Origin of the sequence: Holdemanella hominis (genome assembly GCF_014306155.1) — a bacterium.
In the GTDB taxonomy this organism is placed as follows: Bacteria; Bacillota_I; Bacilli_A; order Erysipelotrichales; family Erysipelotrichaceae; genus Holdemanella; species Holdemanella hominis.
The window spans coordinates 15,481-37,653 of the sequence record NZ_JACRWH010000002.1; the positions used below are offsets into that span (position 1 = coordinate 15,481).

Genomic DNA, 22,173 nt, shown 5'->3' on the forward strand with positions numbered 1-22,173 from the left:
AATTGAAGTTGAATTTAAAAATTGAAACACATATAATATTGATGTTAGGAAAAAACTAACTAGAATAGGTGGAACAAATGAACGAATATTACCAATCTCCTCTTTCACAGAGATATGCATCTAAGGAAATGCAGGCATTATTTTCAAACGACAAAAAATTTACGACATGGAGAAGACTTTGGATTGCTCTTGCGGAGTCAGAAAAAGAACTTGGATTAGACATTACCGAAGAACAAATCGAAGAATTGAAAGCACACGCTTTAGATATCAACTACGATGTCGCAAAAGCCAGAGAAAAAGAAGTACGTCATGATGTTATGTCACACGTATATGCGTATGGAGTACAATGTCCAAAAGCTAAGGGAATCATTCACTTAGGAGCTACTAGCTGCTACGTTGGTGATAATACAGATTTAATTATCATGCACGAAGCTTTAGAGCTTGTACAAAAGAAAATCGTCAATGTATTAGAAAAATTAGAAGAATTCGCATTAAAATACAAAAATATGCCATGTCTTGCGTTTACTCACTTCCAGCCAGCTCAGCCAACCACTGTAGGTAAAAGAGCTAGCTTGTGGGCACAAGACTTATATATGGACTACATTGAAATCCAACATTTATTAGACAATAAAAAATTATTAGGATGCAAAGGTACAACAGGTACACAGGCAAGCTTTATGGAATTGTTTGAAGGAGATACAGACAAAGTTAAAGCTTTAGACAAAAAGATTTGTGAAAAATTAGGTTACGACCAATATTTCGCAGTCAGCGGACAAACATATACTCGTAAATATGATACACAAGTATTACAAGTTTTAGTTCAAATTGCACAAAGCGCACACAAATTCAGTAATGATATTCGTTTATTACAACATATGAAAGAAATCGAAGAACCATTTGAAAAATCACAAATCGGTTCAAGCGCAATGGCCTACAAACGTAACCCAATGCGTTCTGAAAGAATGGCAGCACTAGCTAACTACATCATTGCCGATTCCATCAATCCTGCAATTACGGCAAGTACACAATGGTTTGAAAGAACATTGGATGATTCCGCAAACAAACGTATTTCGGTTGCCGAAGCCTTCTTAGCTACGGATGGATTATTAGATCTTTACTTAAATGTAGGTGATGGTTTAGTTGTATATCCAAAAGTTGTAGAAGCTAACTTATTAAAAGAACTACCATTCATGGCTACAGAAAATATTATGATGGACGCTGTTAAAGCCGGTGGAGACCGCCAAGAATTACACGAATTGATTCGTCAACACTCAATGGCAGCCGGTCGTGTAGTTAAAGAAGAAGGTAAACCTAACGATTTGATCGACCGTATTGCACAAGATCCAAAATTTGGAATGACAAAAGAACAAATTCTTTCCATCATGAAACCAGAAAACTTCGTTGGACGTTCTGTTCAACAAACAGAAGAATTCTTCAAAGACTTCATTGATCCAATTCTAGCTAAAGAAAGAGATGCATTAGGAATGCATGCCGCAATTAACGTATAAAAAATGAGAGCTCAAGTTGAGCTCTTTTTTAATACAAATTTGGGATTGGATTCTTTTTATTTTTCTTCATGATCTCTTTATAGTTTGGCATCCAAGTGCAAAGTAAATCATAGAATTCTTTTGAATGATTCAAATGATACAAATGTGCTAATTCATGAAGAATGATCGCATCCACAAATTCTAAAGGCATAAATATAAGATTCACATTGAAACAAATCTTATGTTTACTTGGTGTGCAGCTACCCCACTTACTTTTATAAAAGCCATATTGTAAAGAAATATCCTTTATGTGCAATTGTTCGCAAAAGAATTCAAAACGAAGATCAATATACTTTTGGGCATTCTGCTTCAAAAATAGTTGAATCAACATTGCATCTGGATACAAATATAAATCATAATCTTCAACATAACACTTTCGTTGATCAATATAATGTAATCTATATTCGTTACCCAATAAAGGAATCTTATCATTTTCTTTTGAAACAGTATACTTGCTTAATTGATTCTTGATCCAAGTTTCTTGTTCTTTGACAAAATCATCAATTTCCCTTTTAGAAACATAGAAAGGAGCGCTCACCTGAACGACTCCTTTGATTACACGTATTTTTATTTTTTTACAATTGGACTTTCGATGAAGTACATACTCCATTAGGCAATATCTTCTAAGACTTCAGTCGCAATATCACTTACATACGCATCTACTTTTTCTTGTTGTTCTTTAGAATATGCATCATATTCATTGATATCACGAATCAAATCCAACATAGGAAGTGTTCCATATAATTTTGTACAAGTTGAATTACACAATGCTTCCACATCTTCCTTCTTGTAGAATTCAATTCTTTCACGACAATTTGGACATTCCAAATACGCCATATTTTCGATGATACCAAGAACTTTGACTTCCATTTTCTCACACATGTGACAAGCTTTTTCTACAATCATACTTACCATTGGCTGAGGTGTAGATACCATCACAACACCCTGCACTGGAATGGACTGCATAATTGTTAGAGCAACATCTCCAGTTCCAGGAGGCATATCAATCAATAAGACATCCAAATCACCCCAAACAACATCTGTATAGAATTGTTTAACAACCCCACCAATGACTGGACCACGCCAGATAACTGGATCAGATTCAGATTGTACCAAGAAGTTTAAAGACATAACTTTAATACCTTCTTTTGATTCAATTGGAATCAATTGCTGCTTTTCATTTCCATACGCATGCTGGTTTGTCAAAGCTAAAAGTCTAGGAATACTAGGACCTGTAATATCCGCATCCATAATCCCAACTTTTAAGCCTTTTTTTGCCATGGCCTTTGCCAACATAACTGTAACAGTAGATTTGCCAACACCACCCTTACCAGACATTACAGTGATAATATTTTTTATGTGGTTATCTGGATTCGATTGAATTCCACATGTTTCACTGTTCTTACCACATTTTCCTTGAGAAGGACAACCTTCACATGACATATACTATTCCTCCTTTTGTTTTTCTATTTTTTGAAAACAACGATCATATACACTTGTTAAACGCTGATCTTGAATATGCGTATAAATCTGCGTTGTTTGAATATTTGAATGTCCCAATAACTCCTGCACGATTCTAAGATCCGCATCCCCATCTAAAAGGTGTGTCGCAAACGAATGCCTGAAACTATGCGCTGAGATTTTAGGGTTCAAATTTAATTCATTTACTTTATTTTTGATCATTAAATGCACATATTGCCGAGTACAACGACGGGCTAAACGATTCACAAAAAAATACGAAACATTCTTTACATCCCAAACACTACGAATAGAATCTAAATAGTATTTCATCTGTGAAATACAATACGAAGAAATCGGAATCACACGTTCCTTATCCCCTTTACCTTTGACCTTTAAGATGCCTTCTGACAAATGCACATCATTCAACTTTAACTCACAAAGCTCACTTACACGCAAACCACAAGAATATAATACAACTAATATCGTTTTATTATATTGATCAATCTCATTGTCTTGAAAAGATGAAAAAAATTTCTTAACCTCATCCACCGACAAATAAACAGGCAGATGCTTTGATGATTTCATCCCATGAATTAATAAAGATACATCTTTGACTTCAGGATGCGCAATCGATATCTGCAAATGAAAAGAATGAATACTCGCAATCATACGATTGACACTCGAGGTAATGTGATCTTCGGCATAGACATTCAAAAAGTCTTCGATATCCAAAACAGAAATGTTTTCGCACAACAAAATATTTCTTTTACCTAAGAAATTTAAATACACCTCAATATCATGAAGATACGATTGTTGCGTTTTCTTTGATTTTCTTTGTAGAACATTCAAATATAAGCGGTAATCCTCAAATGCATCTTTTAATTCCATAAAAATATTATAACACAAATCAAATATAAATTGGTTCTAATACCTTCATATCACAATTTGATTCTTTAATTGCTTCAATCAACACCGATTTTACTTGGTTGTCACGATGATCATACGCAAACTGCAAGTTACGAATATTAAAGTGATTCGCATACAAAACCTTATTGATCTCATTTAAACGATTCGGACGATGCACCATATAAAAGCGCCCATAACTCTTCAATAATCGATTCGCATGAAAGACCAATTGTTCCAAAGTCAAATTCTCTTCCATTCTTCCTAAATGGCGAAAATTTAATTGTTCCGGAAGCTGATTGGCATCCATTTTAAAATATGGCGGATTGGAAACAATCACATCAAACAATTCATCTTCATACCTTTGTATTGGCTGATTGACAATTTTTACAGGATGCTTGATAAACATATCCGCATTCTTTTGAGCAACCTTACTAGTCTGTTCTAATATTTCAACACCCACAAGTTCTTTGACATTAAACTGATCAAAATAAACGAGTAAAGCCGCATTATTGGTACCAATATCTAAAATGCGCTCCTGCTTTTTTAAATGCACAAATTTAGCTAAAAGTTTCGTATCCGTATTAAAACGAAAATGCTCTTTATCTTGATATAACTTCAAGTTTTCATCCATAAAATAATCTAAAGTTAAACTCAACTGGCATCCTCCTTCTTCAACAAATCACTCGCCTTTATAAAACATTTACTATCCATTTTTTCATTCAGACGATTCAATATAAAATCCGTATTTTCTTGTGGAGCTTCAAATAGATCAATCTGTTCTACAATCTGTTTGACATCTTTTAAAGACCCAATATGTACACCTATATAGCGATAGCCAATGGGTTCAAAATATTCTTCTAACAATTGCCTGCAAGCCCCAAAAATCATAGGATACGTATTCGCATACTGACTTAGATTCATACTATGACACACATTATGAAACGTTGTATCTCTTAAAGTTAACGTAACAAGTTTTCCTTTTTGGTTTTCTTGCTGCATCTTATGCGTTAGTTCTCGAACGATATTCTCAAGACAACTATTCACTTCATCAATTGAATATAGATCATTGGAATATGTTCTAGAAATCGAAATGCTCTTTTGTGTAGTCGAATAACATAGAGTCGCACTCGAATTCCCTCTTGCCTTTTGAATCAAAGAATAAGATGATTTACCAAATCTATGTATGATCTTTTGTTCATTCTTTTCATCCGCAAAATCACCAATCGTATAAATACCCATTTCATTTAAAATAGGCACGCTCTTTTTACCAATGCCATTCATTTCATGAATCTTTAAAGGCCATAGTTTTGTTGAAAGCTCCGACTTTCTTAAAACCGTGATTCCTTTGGGCTTACGCATGTCACTCGCCATTTTCGCAAGAAAACGATTGGGAGCAACACCAATCGAACAATTTAAATGACACTTTTCATAAACACCATTTTGAATTTCAAACACAAGATCCAAAGGCCTTTTATAACGCTTAATAATATCCGTTACATCCATGTAACACTCATCTATACTCGCCGGTTCAATTTGATGGGTAAATGTCTTTAAATACGCAAAAAACTGAGCTGACATGGAACGATAATAGCCATAATCACCTTGGATCAATACTAAATCTGGACATAGACGCAAAGCCTCATAAACAGGCATCGCACTATGTACACCATATTTTCTTGCTTCATAGTTTGCAGTTGAAATCACGCCTCGTTTTGAAGTGGAGCCTACCGCAACCGGAAACTCTTTTAAATCCGGATTCTTTATTTCTTCACAACTCGCAAAAAAAGCATTTAAATCAATATGTAATATGACTCTAGCCATGAATCTTCACCCATAGATCTTGCATCGATTCTTTCGCTTTTTGACTCGCTTCCCCACTTGTCATTACAGCTAATTCTTGAATCGTTTTGTCTTGATCAAGTTCTTGTACACTTGTGATGGTTTCACTTGCGGATGTCTTTTTATTGACCAAATAATGCGTATTGGCATAGACGGCAACACTTGCCAAGTGGGTAATACATAAAACTTGGTAATTTTTGGATAAAGCCTTCATCTTAGCACCCATAGCTAAGGCAACTTTACCACTCACACCCGTGTCAATTTCATCAAAGATAATCGTTTCAATGCCATTCGAAGCTTGGAACACCACTTTTAATGCCAACATCAATCTTGAAAGTTCTCCTCCAGATGCAGAAGCACTTAAACTTGAGAAATCCTGTCCTGGATTCATAGAAACTAGAAATTCAATGTCATCAATTCCATTGTTTGATGGTTTCTTTTCCATACAAGAAATCATAAAGCGAGCATTTTCTAACATCAAGTCTTTACAATGTTCCATCACTTTTGATTCGAGTTGAGAAAAGACTTCTTTCCTTTTTAATGACAATGCATTTGCCAACTTCATATACAACGTAAACGATTCTTCTTTTTCTTTCTCTAATTTATCAAACACATCCTGACGATGAATAATTCGATCAATCTTATCTGTGATACTCTTTTTAGACTCCATTAAACTCGTATATGAACCACCATATTTACGATATAATTTCTTGATCAAATATTGACGACTTTGCAGACTATCCAAATCTAAAGAATCATTAGAATGTGTATCACGCATATGCTTTAATTCTTCATCCACACTTTGTAAAGAATAATATAAATTTTTGAATGATTCTTCATAGTCATTTAAGATGGGTGATTTTGAAGCTTGTTTATATAAAGTATATAAAGAATCTAACGCTCCGTTTTCTTTATCAATTTCATATAGACAAGACGAAAGATCCTCTGAATTTTTATACCAGCTGGTTGCCTCATGAATCTGATCATTTAATGCATCCAATTCATTTTCTTGAACGTTCGCATTCTCAATTTCATCCAGCTGCGCTGTTAAAAATTCCAATTCGGCATCCGAAAATTCTTCGCTTTTTATAGTTTCTAATTCATGTAAGACATTTGAGTACTTCACATACGCTTCATTTACAGAAGCTTTCAAACCCATAGTCTTCGCATAACTATCCAACAATTCCATTTGAACAGATGTATCCATTAAACGGTACGTATCCATTTGCGAATGTATATCGACCAATAGATTGACGATCTTACGTACAAAAGAGAGTGTCGTAATCTGTTGATTGATGCGTACGGTACTCTTATTATTATTTAAAACAGTACGTGAAATAATCACTTGATCATCAACCTCAAAGCCATTCTCTTCTAAGATCGCATTGACCTTTTCATTCGATGTTAAAACCATCGATAAGATTGCCTTATCTTTTCCATTACGAATCACATTTGATTTAATACGATCTCCGCTCAAATAGCCAATCGCATCAATCAATAATGATTTACCAGCACCTGTCTCCCCGGTAATCACACTCATTCCATTTTTAAAGTCTATGATACAAGATTTGAATAACACATAATCTTTTACTGACAATTGTTCAATCACAAAACCACCTCATGTCTACTTAATATTTTAACTTAAATCCAAAGGAAAATAAACGATTATAATCCATGTGAACACGAAAACAAAAAAATAAGAATATCTTCACATTAAGATATTCTTAAATCTTTGGCATACACCATATATTCCTGATTGCCACTTCTTCCTTCTAGAATACTTGGCATCGCTTCAACACTTCCATAATATTGAAATAAAATAGATTTTACATCTTCAACGATCTTTAAGGCAAGTTTAGAATTCTTTAAAACTCCATGCTTATTCAAAGCAGTAGGACCACACTCAAATTGCGGTTTTACAAGTATGGCAATATGGCGAATGGATAAAACACGTAATATATGTTCCAATATGGTCTTACAAGATATAAAACTAACATCCATACACATAAAATCAATAGCCTCATCAAACCATTCCGGCACAATTTCACGAGCATTGTGCCCTTCCATTTTGATGACACGACAATCTTGATCTAATTCTTTGGCAAGTTGAAGATGTCCTACATCTAAGGCATATACTTTTTTAGCTCCATACCGAAGGCAAACATCTGTAAATCCACCTGTACTCGCTCCAATATCTAATACAACCTGATTTTGAACATTCACATTATACTTATCTAAACAACCCTTTAGCTTAAAGGCACCACGAGATACAAATTCATCTTCTGTATGTGTTACGATAATATCATCTTCATCCCCAACTAAAAAACTAGCCTTTGTGATGACTCTTCCATTGACACTTATTTTACCATCTTTGATCATATCCTGTGCTTTTGCACGAGACGATATCTGATTAAGTAATGCTTTATCTAAACGAATCTTATCCATGTTTTTCTAATTCCTCAAATAAACATTCTGTGCTAATACCTTCTTGAATACGTAAAGATCGAACTGAACCATGACATACATAATGATCATCAATACCTAATACATGAATCTTTTCATCCAATGTATTCATGTATTCTAAAATAGCACTCGATAAGCCACCCATCTTAATATCCGTTTCATAAACTGTAATAGGAAGATTTAATTTTAATAAATCTTTCATCATAACTTCATCGATTGGTTTAAAGAAACGTGCATTGACAACAAGTAAGCCAATCTGATTTTCTCTTGACTTATTGATCACATGATCCACATCTGGTCCATACGTGATCACAATTTGCGTTGGGGTTCCAACCACAAATTTTTCCCAAGTACCAATTGGAATCAATGAGTACGACTTGTTTTTTGCGTATCTTACATTTCCTCTAGGATAACGCACACAAAATGGCTTCTTAGAGGCAAAGGCTGTATAAATCATATTCTGTGCTTCTTTGGCATCTTTAGGCTGAGATAAGACAAGATTTGGTATACTTCTAAGCATCGCTATATCAAAGACACCTTGATGCGTTTCACCATCATCTCCTACTAAACCACAACGATCGATTCCAATCACAACAGGTACATTCATTCTAGCCATATCATGATTCACTTGATCATAAGCTCTTTGAAGGAAAGACGAATAAATACTCACAAAGGGTTTTAGTCCACCTAAAGCCATAGCACAAGCCATTGTCACGGCATGCTGCTCTGCAATTCCACAATCAAAGAATCGATCTGGATAGCGTTTTTGAAATTCTAATAATTTACTACCCTGCGCCATAGCGGGTGTGATTGCGACAATACTTTTATCTTTTTCCGCAAGATCCATAACCGTATTTGAGATCACCTGTGACCAGGAAATTTCATTTGGTGGAAGTAAACTCAAAGATTTTCCCGTTACGACATCAAACGGACTTACTCCATGCCACTTACCAACCTTGTCTTGTTCTGCAAATTTATAGCCTTTTCCTTTTTGCGTTAAAACATGTATGACAATTGGACCATCATGTTCTTTGGTAGCCTGCAAAACTTTGATCAGACTTGCGATATCATGACCATCGACAGGACCCATATAATCTAAGTTAAACTCCTTAAATAATGGGGCATCGATCACTTCATCTTTGATCTTATCACGGAAATGTGACAATGTATTTAATACGTTAGCTCCTAATTTATTGGATTTTAAGTTATTTTTTACATCATGTTTTAAATCGATATATAAGTGAGAAGCACGCATATCTGTAATTCGTTTTTCAACACCACTATAATTTTTTGAAATCGACATATTATTATCGTTAAAGATGATGACCATTTTCTTTTGTTTAGAACCAATATCATTTAAAGCCTCAAGTGCCATACCACCCGTTAATGAGCCATCTCCAATTACGGCAATAACTTGATAATCCTCGTGCATTAAATCACGTGCAATCGCATAGCCTAGGGCAGCAGATAAAGAAGTAGAAGAGTGTCCTGCTTCCCAACAATCATACTTACTTTCACTTCGCTTTTGATATCCGGAAAGCCCACCTTTTTTACGTAATGTCGCAAATTGAATGGACCTGCCTGTTAATATTTTATGTGTGTAACATTGATGTCCTACATCAAAAATCATTTTATCTTTTGGTGAATCAAAGACATAGTGCATCGCAACTGTGACTTCGACGATTCCAAGATTACTTGATAAATGCCCGCCTGTTTTCGAGATCGACTCGATTAAAAAGGTTCGAATATCACTGCACAATTGTGTAAGCTCATCGATTGACATATCTTTGATTTGACTAGGTGACTCAATGTCATACACTTGACTAATCTTTCTCATTTTATAACCCTCGTTAAAAAAACTAGTCCGCTAAAGACTAGTTTTAGCTATTATTAATATACCCCTTTTTTCAAAGAAATTCCATATATTAATATGTACGCTTTAATAAAGTATCCAATACTTTTGACAGTGAAGTCACATCACAGCTCACATATCCCAATTCTTTACGAATTGTTTCATCATAGCTTGCGACCATATCCCTAGCACCTTGAAGTCCTAATAAATATACAGCTGTGACTTTATGATTATCTTCATCGCTTAATGATTTTCCAACAACTTCTTCACTACCCGTAACATCTAAAATATCATCCTGCATCTGGAATTCTAGACCTAAGACAAGACCTATCTTACGGAAGTGTTCCACATCATCGAATTTATTCGCTAAGATACATCCACAAACCAATGGTAATGTTAATAATTTGCTAGTCTTGTAGTGATCAATTTCCTGTAAAAGTGCAAGTGTTGGATTTAGATCATTTTCAGACTGTAAATCTAAAGTTTGTCCATAAATCATGCCATCAATCCCGGAATACCAAGAAAGAGCCTTTACTAAAGCCACTTTTTGTTCAGCACTACATTCACTATCCAATGCAACTTCAAATGCCTTCGTCAATAGTCCATCGCCTGCAAGAATGGCAGTTGCCTCATCATAAGCTTTATGACAACTTGGTTTACCACGACGCAAATCATCATTATCCATGGCTGGAAGATCATCATGAATCAATGAATATGTATGAATCATTTCAATGGCACAAGCACAAGGATAACCAACTCTAGCATCGATTCCATAGCCTTCTAGTACAGAAAACAGCAAAGTAGGACGTACACGCTTACCCCCATTCATCAATGAATAGGCCATCGCATCTTTTGTACGACTATCATCATTTTCATGTACTCGCATCAATAAATAATCTTCAAATTCTTTATTCACCATCATCTTGATTCACCTCCATCAACTGATCCATTTTTGTTTCAAATTTTTTTAATTGTTTTTCGCATTGCGCACTCAATTTCAAGCCTTCCTCAAATAATGACATGGCCTCTTCAAGCTCCAATTCATTATTATTTAACAAAGTCACGATTTCATCCAATCGTTTCATCGCCTCTTGAAATTTCATTTGTTTAGCGGCCATTTTATTCCTCCTTAGTGGATACAACACATGAAGTGATCACACCATCATTTACTCTTGTCACCATTATATCATCACTTGCGACATCTTTGACATTCTTAATAACTTTATCTTCAATCTTTGAGATACTATAACCACGAGAAAGTACCTTTAAAGGTGAATAGGCATCCAATAAAGCACAATTTTTTTGTAAAGAATGTCTAGAATTTTGTAGTAAAACTTGCATATTCGATCTTAATTTTTCAGGCACCATAGAAAGTTTATTTTCTTGTACCTTTACTACATTCATCATACGCAAATGCATCTGTTGCGTATAATTCTTGATGACATTTTTCTTTTGCAGCTCTATCTCTAGTATATGTTCAAATTGTGTATTGTAGCCATCTAGTTTTAATTGTTTTTCTATAATAAAAGATTTTGGGTCCTTCAAATACAGATGATTCTTATACGAATCCAGTTTTAACTTGTTGTGATTTAAAATCATAGACATGTTTTGCCTCAACAATTCTGTATCCTTTAAAATTTGAGTCATCACTTCATATTGATCCAAAGTCACCCATTGTGCAGCTGCTGTAGGGGTAACACTTCGATGATCACAGACAAGATCACATAATGTTGTATCCACTTCATGACCTACACCACTGACAATATATGTATTTAAACTGTAAATCGTCTTTACAAGCTGGACATCATTAAAACAGAACAAATCTTCAAAGCTTCCTCCACCACGAACAATCAATAAGGCATCATGATTATGTGTATCAGCCTCTTTCAAGGATTGAATCAAACTTTTAGGTGCAAAACTACCTTGCACTAAACTAGGATATAAAGTGACCTTCATCATCGGCCAACGTCTTTGAATGGTTGATAATACGTCTTGTAAGGCAGCAGCCTGTGCCCCAGTTACAACACCAATATTTTCAATATAGTCAGGTTTAGTCTTTTTATGACTTTCATCAAAATATCCAGCCCTTAAAAGATCTTGTTTTCTTTTTTCAAATTCAAGATATAAATCACCTAAACCATCTTGTTTCATTTGACGAATCACAAGCTGAAGACTGCCCCTTTGCTCATACACATTAATGCTTCCTGAAACTAAAACGCGCATACCTTCTTCTACATTGAAGTTTAAACGTGATACATAACTTGAAAACATAACACAACTCATTTCTCCACTTTTATCTTTCAAAGAAAAATAATAATGTCCCGATCTGTGTTTTGTCAGGTTGCTGATTTCACCCTGAATCCAGATGCCATCCAGATCCATGGTTTGTGTTAAAACATTTTTAATGCGAGCAATAACACTAGAAATACTTACAACCATTTCATTTCTCATAGCTGGTCAAGAACTCCATTTAATAATTTATAAGAATTATCATCGCAATACTTTTTAGCCAAAGTAATCGCTTCGTTGATTACAACAGCTTTCGGTGTATCGTTTGCCAAGATTTCCTGGAAAGAAATTAAAAGAATGGCTTGTTCTAACATACTTAAACGATCAAAATCCCAGTCATCACGTAATAATTCATTGATTTTTTGTTCAAAAGCTTCTTTGTTTTCAACAGTTCCAATTGTTAAACTATATAAATATCCATCAATGTCATTTGAACCTTTCATTACATCAAATACACATTTACGAATATCCTTTCCTAATAATAAGTGTTGATACACACTTTGCATCGCAACTAGACGTTGTTCATGTCTATTCATCTACATTTCTCCTTCTTTATATGGTACGCGCGCACTTGGAACTACATCACTTGCAGGCCCGGCATGCACATCTTGATCATCAAAAAATATATTGGCGCCAAAACAAGCTAATACATCCGCTTTTTTAGCTCCTTGCATAAAGAATACTTCATCTACGACAATATTCCATGCTCTTAAAGTTTTTATTACACGAACACCCGTATCTTTGTTTCGTGCTGTCACAATCGCTGTTCTTAATACATTTAAATCTTTAGTTTCATTTTGAAGCCAAGATAAACTCTTTAGTAAAGAAGCCATTGGACCTTTTTGTAAGGCAACATCCCGGTTTAAAATCTCATTTTCATTGAATGCTTCTAAACCATGTTCCTGATAGATCTTTTCCGATTCAGCCGAAAATAATACGGCATCCGCATCGAAGGCGATACGAATCTGATTATCAGGAAAACTATATTTAGTATCTCTGGCATAAATCATACCGGCCGCAAAGCCTGCATGAATCGCATTAGATACGTCATTTTCATTACACGATAAGAATAAATCGACACCAAACGCCGATAAATAACGACTGATGTCTTCTCCACCACTCAAAACCATTCGACCAATGTCCATATCATAATACTCAAGTGAGTGAATGATACGCAAAGACGTATCCGCACTGTTTCTTGACATCACAATAACTTCAACAAGTTTTCGATTCGCGAGTTTATTGATGTTTAATAAGTTTTTAACTAACACAAAACCACTACCCGGACTTAACACATCATTTTCGTGAACAATTTGATAGTCACGATATGCGTCTAATCCTTCTTTTTCAAAAACCTCATTTTCTTTTTCTAAGTTAAATAAAGCTCTTGAACTAATACCTACCACAAGATAATTTTCAAAAGATACACTCATAAAATTGAAAAAAGGAAACCTTTGAAAGATTTCCTTAAAAAATAAATCCAGTCACCTGAATTTCAATCGCTTCAGGTTTAAAGTCTGTCATATAAGAAATACTTTCAAAGATCTTGTTTTGTAGATTTAAACAAACATCACTTACATTTGATTTGTGGTTCACTTTTACAGGAATTGATAAAGTCAATTTATTGCCCTCTACACGAGTGACAATTCCTGTCTTAAATGGTTTTGTTCCTTCGGCAATCTGAACATTTTCATCTTCTTCGATCACGTTCTTTGCGATTGTAGAAAAAACTGATTTATTTAAAGAAATAACACCATATTCATTGCCTGGTTCTAGCTCGATATATTCTTTCGCCATATTTTCACCTTCACTTCTCTTTTAGTATACCAAAAAAGTTATTTAAACTCAAAAACTTTCGCATCCCAAAGTGATGCGGTTTTCGCAACATATTGCTTTTCATACAAAATTACATTTTTACAAGTAACAATATCACTCTGCAACTGTTTCTTTAAGGCTTCAAAACCATCAAAACGAATCTCATTCCGCGTCTTTTTCAAGAAGAAAAAGCGTACTTGTCGTTCATAAATATCTTGATCAAAATCAAAGATATGCGCTTCAATAGAAATTTTTGTATTTTCAAAAGTAGGATTATTTCCCACATTGATCATAGCCCCATAAAATGTATCATCCACATATACAAAGCCTGCATAAACACCACTGGAAGGCATTAAATAATCGGGATTTGCCCCAAGATTTGCGGTTGGAAACTTCAAGAGTGTGCTGCCACGTTTAAAGCCATGCTCAATCACACCTTCGATTGAATACATATAGCCTAATAATTCATTGGCTAAATCCATCTTGCCACTTTGAATTAGTGGCTCAATGCGACTGGATGAGATTTTTTCGTTTTTCGAATTTACACTGGCAATCACTGAAACATCAAAATAGTTTTGTGAAGAAATTGTATCAACATTCCCTGTATTTTTTGAAGCATATTTAAAATCAAATCCACAAGTAATATGTGCTACATTCATCTTTTTTAACAGTATATGAAAGGCATCAACATCTAAAGCAGCAAAATCCTTAGAGAAAGTAATGACATACATCACTTCAATACCCATCACGCTTGCCAAGTGAATACGATCTTCTAACGTTGTGATATGACGACATACACAATCTGGAAAAAAGATTTTCCAAGGATCTGGATCAAATGTGATCAAACCACTTTGAATGTTTAACTCTTTGGCTTTGGCAATACAATTCTCAAGCAATGCCTGATGCCCTGTATGTAGGCCATCAAAGAAGCCTATACAACAAGAACTCTTTGGCAAATTTTCTTGTACATGTAAATAATCAATACGAATGACTTCCATTACCATAGACCTCTTTTACTCTTAAAAATTCCTTCACGCTCTTTTTCATAGATTGCGATAGGCTCACCTGCATCTACAATACATACTTCTTGATTTTGATTATCTAAACGAATGCGTTTTCCTTGGTACACATCTTGAATCGGTTGATAGTCAATCTTATCTAAATGATCCAATACATAGATTGAAGGATATAAGACAGGTTCTTGTGTTTCAAGATCTTCTAGTGTTTGAGCCTGATCAATTGTAAAGCGACCAACTTTAGTTCGTCTTAAACTTTTCATACAACCTAGATTATTTGTGTTTAAAGCCAAATCACGACAAATACTACGAACATACGTTCCACTCGAACATGCCACTTTAAAACTGTAGTCACCAAGATCTTCCATCGAATAAATTTCAATATCGCTATAGACTTTAGGAACTTCAAGTCCCTCTCTTTGATAGTCCATTAATTTTTTCCCATTCACTTTTTTATTGGAAGTCTTTGGCACCAATTGATGGTTCTTACCAACAAATTTTTGAAGTTCCTCTGAAAAACAAAAATCCAAATTCATTTCTTTTTCAACTTCCACTTCACCCCAAATATCATCGGTTGATGTACTTTTACCAAATTCGATCTGCCCAACATATTCTTTATCTGTATCACTTAAAAACTGTAATAATTTACACGACTTTCCACAAAGAACAACTAAAACTCCGGTTGCGTTGGGATCTAGTGTACCTGTATGTCCAAATTTTTTTTGTTTATATTTTTTTCGAAGCCAATTCACAACATCATGGCTTGTCATACCATACGGTTTATCAATAATTAAAATTCCATCCATAATTTCACCTTTTATATTTTACTTGTTTTTAAGGGTACTTGCAACTATGCACATCTGGCACTAAAAAGTCAAGACTTGTATTCTAATATGAAGTTCGTTATTATAGAGGTGCCTAAGGACATTAATTTTTCCTACACTCGAGATAAGGGAAATCGGATGTTGAATTGTTGTGTTGAAGACCCGCTACGCGTGGGGATCCTAATGCTATTCACAGATTACCCACCTGTACTTAACAGGGAAAGATCTCATGTTCTTGGGCTTTTTAAATAGGTAAAAAGTATGAACGCAAAAGAAGAATTTATTCAAATATATAAAGAAAATATCCAACGTGAAGGTGCCGATACCTTTCTAGAATTCTTAGAAGGAGTTCACTCTGATTTTTTTACGGCCCCTGCAAGCACACGTTTTCATGGCAACATGGAAGGTGGTCTTTGTGAACACAGTGTACATGTGTATCATTGTTTAAAGGACTATTTATCAAGACAAAGAGTTCAAGATACGTACAATATGCGCTACAGCGATGAAACCATTGCTCTTGTAGCCCTACTTCATGATGTATGTAAGATCAATGTCTATAAAAAAGGTACAAGAAACAAGAAAATCGATGGTGAGTGGCATCAAGTGGATGTTTTTGAATTTGAAGACAATATTCCATTTGGTCATGGTGAAAAAAGTGTCTATATGATTCAGCCATTCATGCGTATAACTCGTGAAGAAGCGTTTGCGATTCGTTATCATATGGGATTTTCTGGATGCGACCCAGTCAATAATGTGGGTAAAGCTTTTGAATTATTCCCGCTTGCCTTTGCGCTAAGTACTGCCGATATGGAGGCTACATATTTTTTAGATAAGCAAGTCTAGATGACTTGTTTTTTTTATACAAAAAGACAGGAAAAAATTCCTGTCTTACTTTGTTTCAATACCCAATTCTTTTAATTGTGCTGGATCTACAGGACTTGGTGCCTGTGCCATTAAATCCGATGCACTTGCTGTTTTAGGGAATGCGACGACATCACGAATGTTGTCTGTACCAGCTAAAATCATAGTTAAACGTTCTAGACCAATACCTACACCTCCATGAGGTGGAGTTCCATATTGGAATGCATCCATAAACCAGCTGAATTTTTCATGTGCTTCTTCTAAAGTCATACCGATAGCTTCAAATACTTTTTCTTGAAGCTTTTGATCATGAATACGAATGGATCCTGATAATAATTCATAGCCGTTTAACACTAAGTCATAAGCTCTAGAATAACAATGTGCTGGATCACTCAACAATTTATCGACATCTTCTAAGTTAGGTGATGTGAATGGGTGATGAGCCGCTACATAACGGTTTTCATTTTCATCATATTCAAACATTGGGAAATCAGTAACCCATAAGAATTCATAGGCATCTTTGTTGATCAAATCTAAATCATGACCTAATTTCACACGCAATGCACCAAGTGAGGATTGAGCCACTTTCTTCTTATCCGCTACGAAGAATACAATATCATTTTCTTCGATATTCAACATTGTACGCAATGCTTCTTTTTCGGCATCGGATAAAACTTTTGTGACACTTCCCGCAAAGCCTTCCGCTGTTAATTTTAAGTTGGCAAGTGCTTTTGCACCATATACTTTTACATAATCTTGTAGTTTATCCAATTGTTTTCTTGAGAACTTGTCCGCCCCATTTTTAACATTCATAGCCTGGATGATGCCACCTTCATTTAAGCAATTTTCGAATACTTTAAATTCAGTGTTTGCGAATACTTCACTGACATTATATAAAGGCATGTCAAAACGTAAATCTGGTTTATCTGAACCATATCTTTCCATACAAGTATCATATGGAATACGTTTAAATTCTGGTAGTTCAATACCTTTGATATCTTTGAAGATTTCTTTCATCAAACCTTCTGTCATTGACCAAATGTCTTCTTCGTCCACAAAACTCATTTCAATATCGATCTGTGAGAATTCAGGTTGACGGTCTGCTCTTAAATCTTCATCTCTAAAACAACGAGCAATTTGGAAGTAGCGATCCATTCCCCCGACCATCAATAACTGTTTGTATAGCTGTGGCGATTGTGGAAGTGCATAGAATTCCCCTTTACTAATACGACTAGGCACTAAATAGTCACGTGCACCTTCTGGAGTCGAACGACATAAAATAGGTGTTTCCACTTCTGTAAAGCCATATTTAGCTAAGTAGTTACGAACTAATAAAGTTATACGGTTTCTTAAGATTAGATTCTTTTGAAGAACTGGTCTTCTTAAATCTAAATAACGATATTTTAAACGAGTATCCTCTAAAGCATCTGTTTCATCCGCAATGATAATTGGTGTGGTGATAGCTGTATTAACAATTTTTACTTCACGAACTACAACTTCAATTTCCCCCGTTTCAAGCTTAGGGTTTTTGTCTTTTCTTTCAACAACCGTTCCTTTTACTTGTAGTACATATTCATTACGTACATCACTGATTTGTGTTGCTATATCTTCATTGAATACAAGTTGTGTAATACCATAACGATCTCTTAAATCGATAAAGACCAAAGCTCCAAAATTACGGCGTTTCGCAACCCAGCCACATAAAGTGACTTCTGAATTTACATCTTGAAGACGCAATTCTCCATTGTTATGAGTTCTATACATTTCTATTCTCCTTCATGTTCGTGATGATGATTTTCTTCTACTAATAAAGAATCAACATATGGAATCAATTCTTCAACACTAATAGTTTCTTGTTCTTTATGTGCAATATTTTTAACTGTGACTTTCTTTTCTTCTAATTCCGATTTACCAATCAAAATCGCAAGTTTAGCCTTGGCGCGATCCACAGCCTTAAATTGTGCCTTAAAGCTTCTTTCCATCATATCCATATCGCAACGATATCCATATGCTCTAAGCTCAGTCAACACTTCAAAAGCATAGGTTCTAGCTTCTTTATCAAGGCACATTACGTAAGCATCTAATGCCGGTTTTTGTTCCAATTCAATACCTTCAGCTTCTAAGGCAATCAATAGACGTTCCATACCTAGAGCCCATCCAATACCACTCATGCCTTCGGGTCCACCAAAATATGAAATCAATCCATCATAACGTCCACCTGCTAAAACTGTGGATTGTGCACCCATTTCTGAATTCATAGATACAATCTCAAATACTGTATGAGTATAGTAATCCAATCCACGAACCAACTTGTCATCTACTTCATATGGAATTTCTAATTTATCTAATAATTCGCATACTGTATTGAAGTATTCTTGACTGGTTTCATTTAAATAGTCTGACATCTTAGGTGCATTCTTCATGCATTCATGATCATGATCTACTTTACAGTCTAAAATACGTAATGGATTTTGTTCATAACGACGTTTACAATCTCCACACAACTCATCTACATAAGGAGCAAAATATTCTTTTAATGCACTACGATAGTTTGCACGAGACTCATCATCACCTAATGTATTTAGACATACTTTAATATCATTTAATCCTAGTGATTTAAGAATTGAGAATGCAAGTACGATTGTTTCTACATCGACATAAGGACTTTTAACACCTAAAGCCTCTACACCAAACTGGTTAAAAATACGCATTCTCCCTTTTTGAGGACGTTCATGTCTTGACATAGGTCCCATATAATAGAATTTTGCGGGTAGATCAGGATTTGCGAACATTTTATTTTCAACAAAACTACGAACAACACCTGCAGTTCCTTCTGGACGAAGTGTTAATGATGTTTTTGAGTTTTCAAGTTTAAAAGTATACATTTCTTTGTTTACCATGTCACTTGAATCATTTTCTCTTTTGAAGACTTCTGTATGTTCAAAAATAGGTGTACGAATTTCATCATAATTGTACATGTAACAGAAACTTCTTAATGTTTGTTCAAGAGCTTGCCATTTATAGGATTCATTTCCAAATACATCCTGACAACCTCTAGGAATTTGATATGCCATGCGTTTTCCTCCTTTAAATAAACAAAAAAACGCCCTGATATAAGGACGTTTTAAACGCGGTACCACCTTATTTTATACGTAAAGTATACACCTCAAGTCTTAACGCGACGAACGGTTGGTTTTTGTCCAACTCCTCCAAAGTGTCCCAATAAGTATTCTACGAAAATTTTCACCAACCATTTTCTCTCTACAGTATATCCTTATTTTCTTCTTTTTCTTAGGATTAATTATTCAGCTTCATCTAGGTTTGAAACATTGTGATATACATTTTGTACATCATCAACTTCATCTAGTAAAGTAACTAAACGTTTAAATAAAGTTAAATCTTCACCGTGAAGTTCAACTTCTTCATTTGGAATCATCTTATCTTCTAAGACTTCAAATTTAACATCAGGAATCAATTTTTCAACAACAACTTTTGCGTCATCCAATTGTGTTGGATCCACCGTAATTGTCATATATCCTTCTTCGATTTCAATGTCATTTAATTCGATTTCTGCTTCTAATAAAGCATCCATCATAGCTTCTTCATTATCATATTGAATAACGATTACACCTAAGTGTTCATATCCAAATGATACAGATCCACCAACACCTAATTTAGAGTGCGATTTATTAAAACAAGCTCTTAAGTTTGCGATTGTACGGTTTGCATTATCTGTCAAACAATCAATGATGATTGTAGATCCAGCACCCTGTCCAAATCCTTCATAACGAGCACTTGAATAACTTTCATCTGCACTACTTTTCGCTTTTTCGATAGCACGCTTGATTACGTCTGCAGGCACGTTGTTTGCCTTTGCACGATCAATCGCCTTCTTTAAAGTTTGGTTCATATCTGGATTAGGGTCACCGTTCTTTGCAGCAACTAAAATCTCTTTAGAATATCTTGAATAAATTTTTGCCTTCGCATTGGCTGTCTTCTGCATTGCTGCAGCACGAACCTCAAAATGTCTTCCCATAGATTTATCACCTTTCAATTTATTTTTTACAGTTAATTATTATAACAGTCAAAGTCAAATTATTCAACCTTGGCATAACGTTCAATAATTTTTTGAACCAATGGATTTCGAACTACATCACTATTTTCCAAATGAATAATTGAAATACCATCAATATGATCCAAGATTGTACAAGCCTGCATCAAACCTGAATCCTTTTTCTTGATCAAATCAATCTGTGTAACATCTCCCGTTACAACCATTTTACAATTTTTACCCATACGCGTTAAAAACATCTTCATCTGCGCACACGTCGCATTCTGTGCTTCATCCAAAATCACAACGGCATCATTTAAAGTACGTCCACGCATAAACGCTAAAGGCGCAATTTCAATGACTTGTTTCTCCACATATTTTTCAACTGTTTCTAAGCCAAGCATCTCATTTAATGCATCATATAAAGGCCTTAAATAAGGATCTACTTTTTCCTTCATATCGCCAGGTAAAAAACCAAGAGATTCCCCTGCCTCAACAGCTGGACGCGTAAGAATGATTTTTTCGACCCGTTCACTCTTTAACATACTCACCGCATAAGCTACTGCAAGATATGTTTTACCGGTACCAGCAACACCTGTCGCAAAAACAATTTCATTATGACGCATCGCATCACATAAAATAGCTTGTCCAATTGTTTTTGGATAAATCATTTTACCTGTTTTCGTCTTGCATACAGCCTGTAGCTGATGAGCCTTAAAATCTTTTAAACGATTTTTAAAAGCCAAAGAACAAATATAGCTTACATCTTGTGAATTTAAACGATGCTGCGTATCAATAATTGAAAAACAAGCCGCAATGACTTCTTCTACTAAATGTGTATCTAAAGTCTCGTTTACTTCCACTTTGATTTTCTGGTCACGAATCATACATACAGATTTAAAGCATTTACTCAACATATCCAAGTTGGAATCTTGAAATCCTGCAAAAATCTGAATCTCTTCAAATGTTCTGTCGGAACAATCAAATTCAAAAAAAGCCACAAATCTCCTCCTCAAGAAAAAAATCTGCATTAAAAATGCAGATTATTTACCTCTACGTGCTTTACGTGCAGCTTCAGATTTTAACTTTCTGCGTACACCTGGTTTTACGTAAAATTCTCTTTTGCGCGCCTCAGCAAGGGTGCCATTACGAGAAACCTGACGTTTAAATCTTCTTAAAGCGTCATCAAGTCCTTCGTTTTCTTTAAGAACTACTTTTGGCATATTCACAAACCTCCCTTCCCAAGATT

The 22,173-nt window shown here is 34.9% G+C and carries 23 protein-coding genes and 1 other annotated feature; of the genes, 2 read left to right on the forward strand and 21 right to left on the reverse strand.

Translation table 11 applies throughout. The annotated features are described in order from the left end of the window. Window positions 1-77: 77 nt before the first annotated feature. A complete protein-coding gene (gene purB, locus H8911_RS00800) occupies window positions 78-1,508 on the forward strand; it encodes an adenylosuccinate lyase (RefSeq protein WP_186998391.1) in 1,431 nt (476 codons plus the stop codon). Between the two features lie 28 nt (window positions 1,509-1,536). Here purB and H8911_RS00805 read toward each other — a convergent pair whose 3' ends face one another. The 16 genes from H8911_RS00805 to truB form a co-directional block, all read right to left on the reverse strand. Beyond that, on the reverse strand, window positions 1,537-2,157 hold the full coding sequence (locus H8911_RS00805) for a M48 family metallopeptidase (RefSeq protein ID WP_117925638.1): 621 nt from the start codon (window positions 2,155-2,157) through the stop codon (window positions 1,537-1,539). Beyond that, complete coding sequence (locus tag H8911_RS00810; RefSeq protein ID WP_117925639.1) at window positions 2,157-2,990, reverse strand: Mrp/NBP35 family ATP-binding protein; 834 nt, start codon at window positions 2,988-2,990, stop codon at window positions 2,157-2,159. Before H8911_RS00810 ends, H8911_RS00805 begins: the two co-directional genes overlap by 1 nt. Before the next feature lie 3 nt (window positions 2,991-2,993). After that, window positions 2,994-3,896, reverse strand: a complete 903-nt coding sequence (locus H8911_RS00815) for a tyrosine-type recombinase/integrase (protein WP_186998392.1) — start codon at window positions 3,894-3,896, stop codon at window positions 2,994-2,996. Between the two features lie 19 nt (window positions 3,897-3,915). Then, entirely contained in the window at window positions 3,916-4,569 is a 654-nt protein-coding gene (locus tag H8911_RS00820) for a tRNA1(Val) (adenine(37)-N6)-methyltransferase (RefSeq protein ID WP_186998394.1), read from the reverse strand. Then, window positions 4,566-5,735: a DNA polymerase IV gene (gene dinB, locus H8911_RS00825; protein WP_117925642.1), complete on the reverse strand. Its 1,170-nt coding sequence runs from the start codon at window positions 5,733-5,735 to the stop codon at window positions 4,566-4,568. The genes H8911_RS00820 and dinB overlap by 4 nt, the downstream gene beginning before the upstream one ends. Beyond that, a complete protein-coding gene (recN, locus tag H8911_RS00830) occupies window positions 5,728-7,362 on the reverse strand; it encodes a DNA repair protein RecN (RefSeq protein WP_186998395.1) in 1,635 nt (544 codons plus the stop codon). The genes dinB and recN overlap by 8 nt, the downstream gene beginning before the upstream one ends. 104 nt (window positions 7,363-7,466) lie before the next feature. Continuing rightward, the gene (locus tag H8911_RS00835) at window positions 7,467-8,198 is read right to left on the reverse strand and encodes a TlyA family RNA methyltransferase (protein ID WP_186998397.1); all 732 of its coding nucleotides are present in this window, start codon (window positions 8,196-8,198) and stop codon (window positions 7,467-7,469) included. Further along, window positions 8,191-10,053, reverse strand: a complete 1,863-nt coding sequence (dxs, locus tag H8911_RS00840) for a 1-deoxy-D-xylulose-5-phosphate synthase (RefSeq protein ID WP_186998398.1) — start codon at window positions 10,051-10,053, stop codon at window positions 8,191-8,193. Before dxs ends, H8911_RS00835 begins: the two co-directional genes overlap by 8 nt. Before the next feature lie 88 nt (window positions 10,054-10,141). Continuing rightward, entirely contained in the window at window positions 10,142-10,990 is an 849-nt protein-coding gene (locus H8911_RS00845; protein ID WP_222620920.1) for a polyprenyl synthetase family protein, read from the reverse strand. After that, window positions 10,977-11,186 (reverse strand): exodeoxyribonuclease VII small subunit, encoded by a 210-nt coding sequence (gene xseB / locus H8911_RS00850; protein ID WP_117925646.1) that lies wholly within the window; start codon window positions 11,184-11,186, stop codon window positions 10,977-10,979. The genes H8911_RS00845 and xseB overlap by 14 nt, the downstream gene beginning before the upstream one ends. Window position 11,187: 1 nt before the next feature. Further along, window positions 11,188-12,519 carry an exodeoxyribonuclease VII large subunit gene (xseA, locus tag H8911_RS00855; RefSeq protein ID WP_186998400.1) on the reverse strand — a complete coding sequence of 444 codons (1,332 nt, stop codon included), beginning with the start codon at window positions 12,517-12,519 and terminating at the stop codon, window positions 11,188-11,190. Further along, the gene (gene nusB / locus H8911_RS00860) at window positions 12,516-12,893 is read right to left on the reverse strand and encodes a transcription antitermination factor NusB (protein ID WP_117925648.1); all 378 of its coding nucleotides are present in this window, start codon (window positions 12,891-12,893) and stop codon (window positions 12,516-12,518) included. The genes xseA and nusB overlap by 4 nt, the downstream gene beginning before the upstream one ends. Beyond that, entirely contained in the window at window positions 12,894-13,790 is an 897-nt protein-coding gene (locus H8911_RS00865) for a 5'-nucleotidase (RefSeq protein ID WP_186998402.1), read from the reverse strand. It abuts the gene before it with no gap. A 34-nt stretch (window positions 13,791-13,824) separates the two neighbouring features. Continuing rightward, window positions 13,825-14,154 (reverse strand): Asp23/Gls24 family envelope stress response protein, encoded by a 330-nt coding sequence (locus H8911_RS00870; protein ID WP_186998403.1) that lies wholly within the window; start codon window positions 14,152-14,154, stop codon window positions 13,825-13,827. A gap of 38 nt (window positions 14,155-14,192) precedes the next feature. Continuing rightward, window positions 14,193-15,170 (reverse strand): riboflavin biosynthesis protein RibF, encoded by a 978-nt coding sequence (gene ribF, locus H8911_RS00875; protein ID WP_244975702.1) that lies wholly within the window; start codon window positions 15,168-15,170, stop codon window positions 14,193-14,195. Beyond that, window positions 15,170-15,994 carry a tRNA pseudouridine(55) synthase TruB gene (truB, locus tag H8911_RS00880; RefSeq protein WP_186998405.1) on the reverse strand — a complete coding sequence of 275 codons (825 nt, stop codon included), beginning with the start codon at window positions 15,992-15,994 and terminating at the stop codon, window positions 15,170-15,172. Before truB ends, ribF begins: the two co-directional genes overlap by 1 nt. A gap of 279 nt (window positions 15,995-16,273) precedes the next feature. Here truB and H8911_RS00885 point away from each other — a divergent pair, with 279 nt between their 5' ends. Further along, on the forward strand, window positions 16,274-16,855 hold the full coding sequence (locus tag H8911_RS00885) for a hydrolase (RefSeq protein ID WP_186998406.1): 582 nt from the start codon (window positions 16,274-16,276) through the stop codon (window positions 16,853-16,855). Window positions 16,856-16,900: 45 nt separating this feature from the next. Here the strand turns inward: H8911_RS00885 and aspS are convergent, their stop codons facing one another. The 5 genes from aspS to rpsU all read right to left on the reverse strand — a co-directional run bounded on the left by aspS (window position 16,901) and on the right by rpsU (window position 22,147). After that, window positions 16,901-18,637, reverse strand: a complete 1,737-nt coding sequence (aspS, locus tag H8911_RS00890; RefSeq protein ID WP_186998407.1) for an aspartate--tRNA ligase — start codon at window positions 18,635-18,637, stop codon at window positions 16,901-16,903. Between the two features lie 2 nt (window positions 18,638-18,639). Next, the gene (hisS, locus tag H8911_RS00895; protein WP_186998408.1) at window positions 18,640-19,947 is read right to left on the reverse strand and encodes a histidine--tRNA ligase; all 1,308 of its coding nucleotides are present in this window, start codon (window positions 19,945-19,947) and stop codon (window positions 18,640-18,642) included. Window positions 19,948-19,985: 38 nt separating this feature from the next. Next, window positions 19,986-20,175 (reverse strand) — a binding site (T-box leader). Beyond that, on the reverse strand, window positions 20,175-20,909 hold the full coding sequence (locus H8911_RS00900; protein WP_117926353.1) for a YebC/PmpR family DNA-binding transcriptional regulator: 735 nt from the start codon (window positions 20,907-20,909) through the stop codon (window positions 20,175-20,177). It overlaps the preceding feature by 1 nt. A 59-nt stretch (window positions 20,910-20,968) precedes the next feature. Continuing rightward, a complete protein-coding gene (locus H8911_RS00905; protein WP_186998409.1) occupies window positions 20,969-21,955 on the reverse strand; it encodes a PhoH family protein in 987 nt (328 codons plus the stop codon). A gap of 12 nt (window positions 21,956-21,967) precedes the next feature. Beyond that, window positions 21,968-22,147, reverse strand: a complete 180-nt coding sequence (gene rpsU / locus H8911_RS00910) for a 30S ribosomal protein S21 (protein WP_003865021.1) — start codon at window positions 22,145-22,147, stop codon at window positions 21,968-21,970. Window positions 22,148-22,173: the final 26 nt, after the last annotated feature.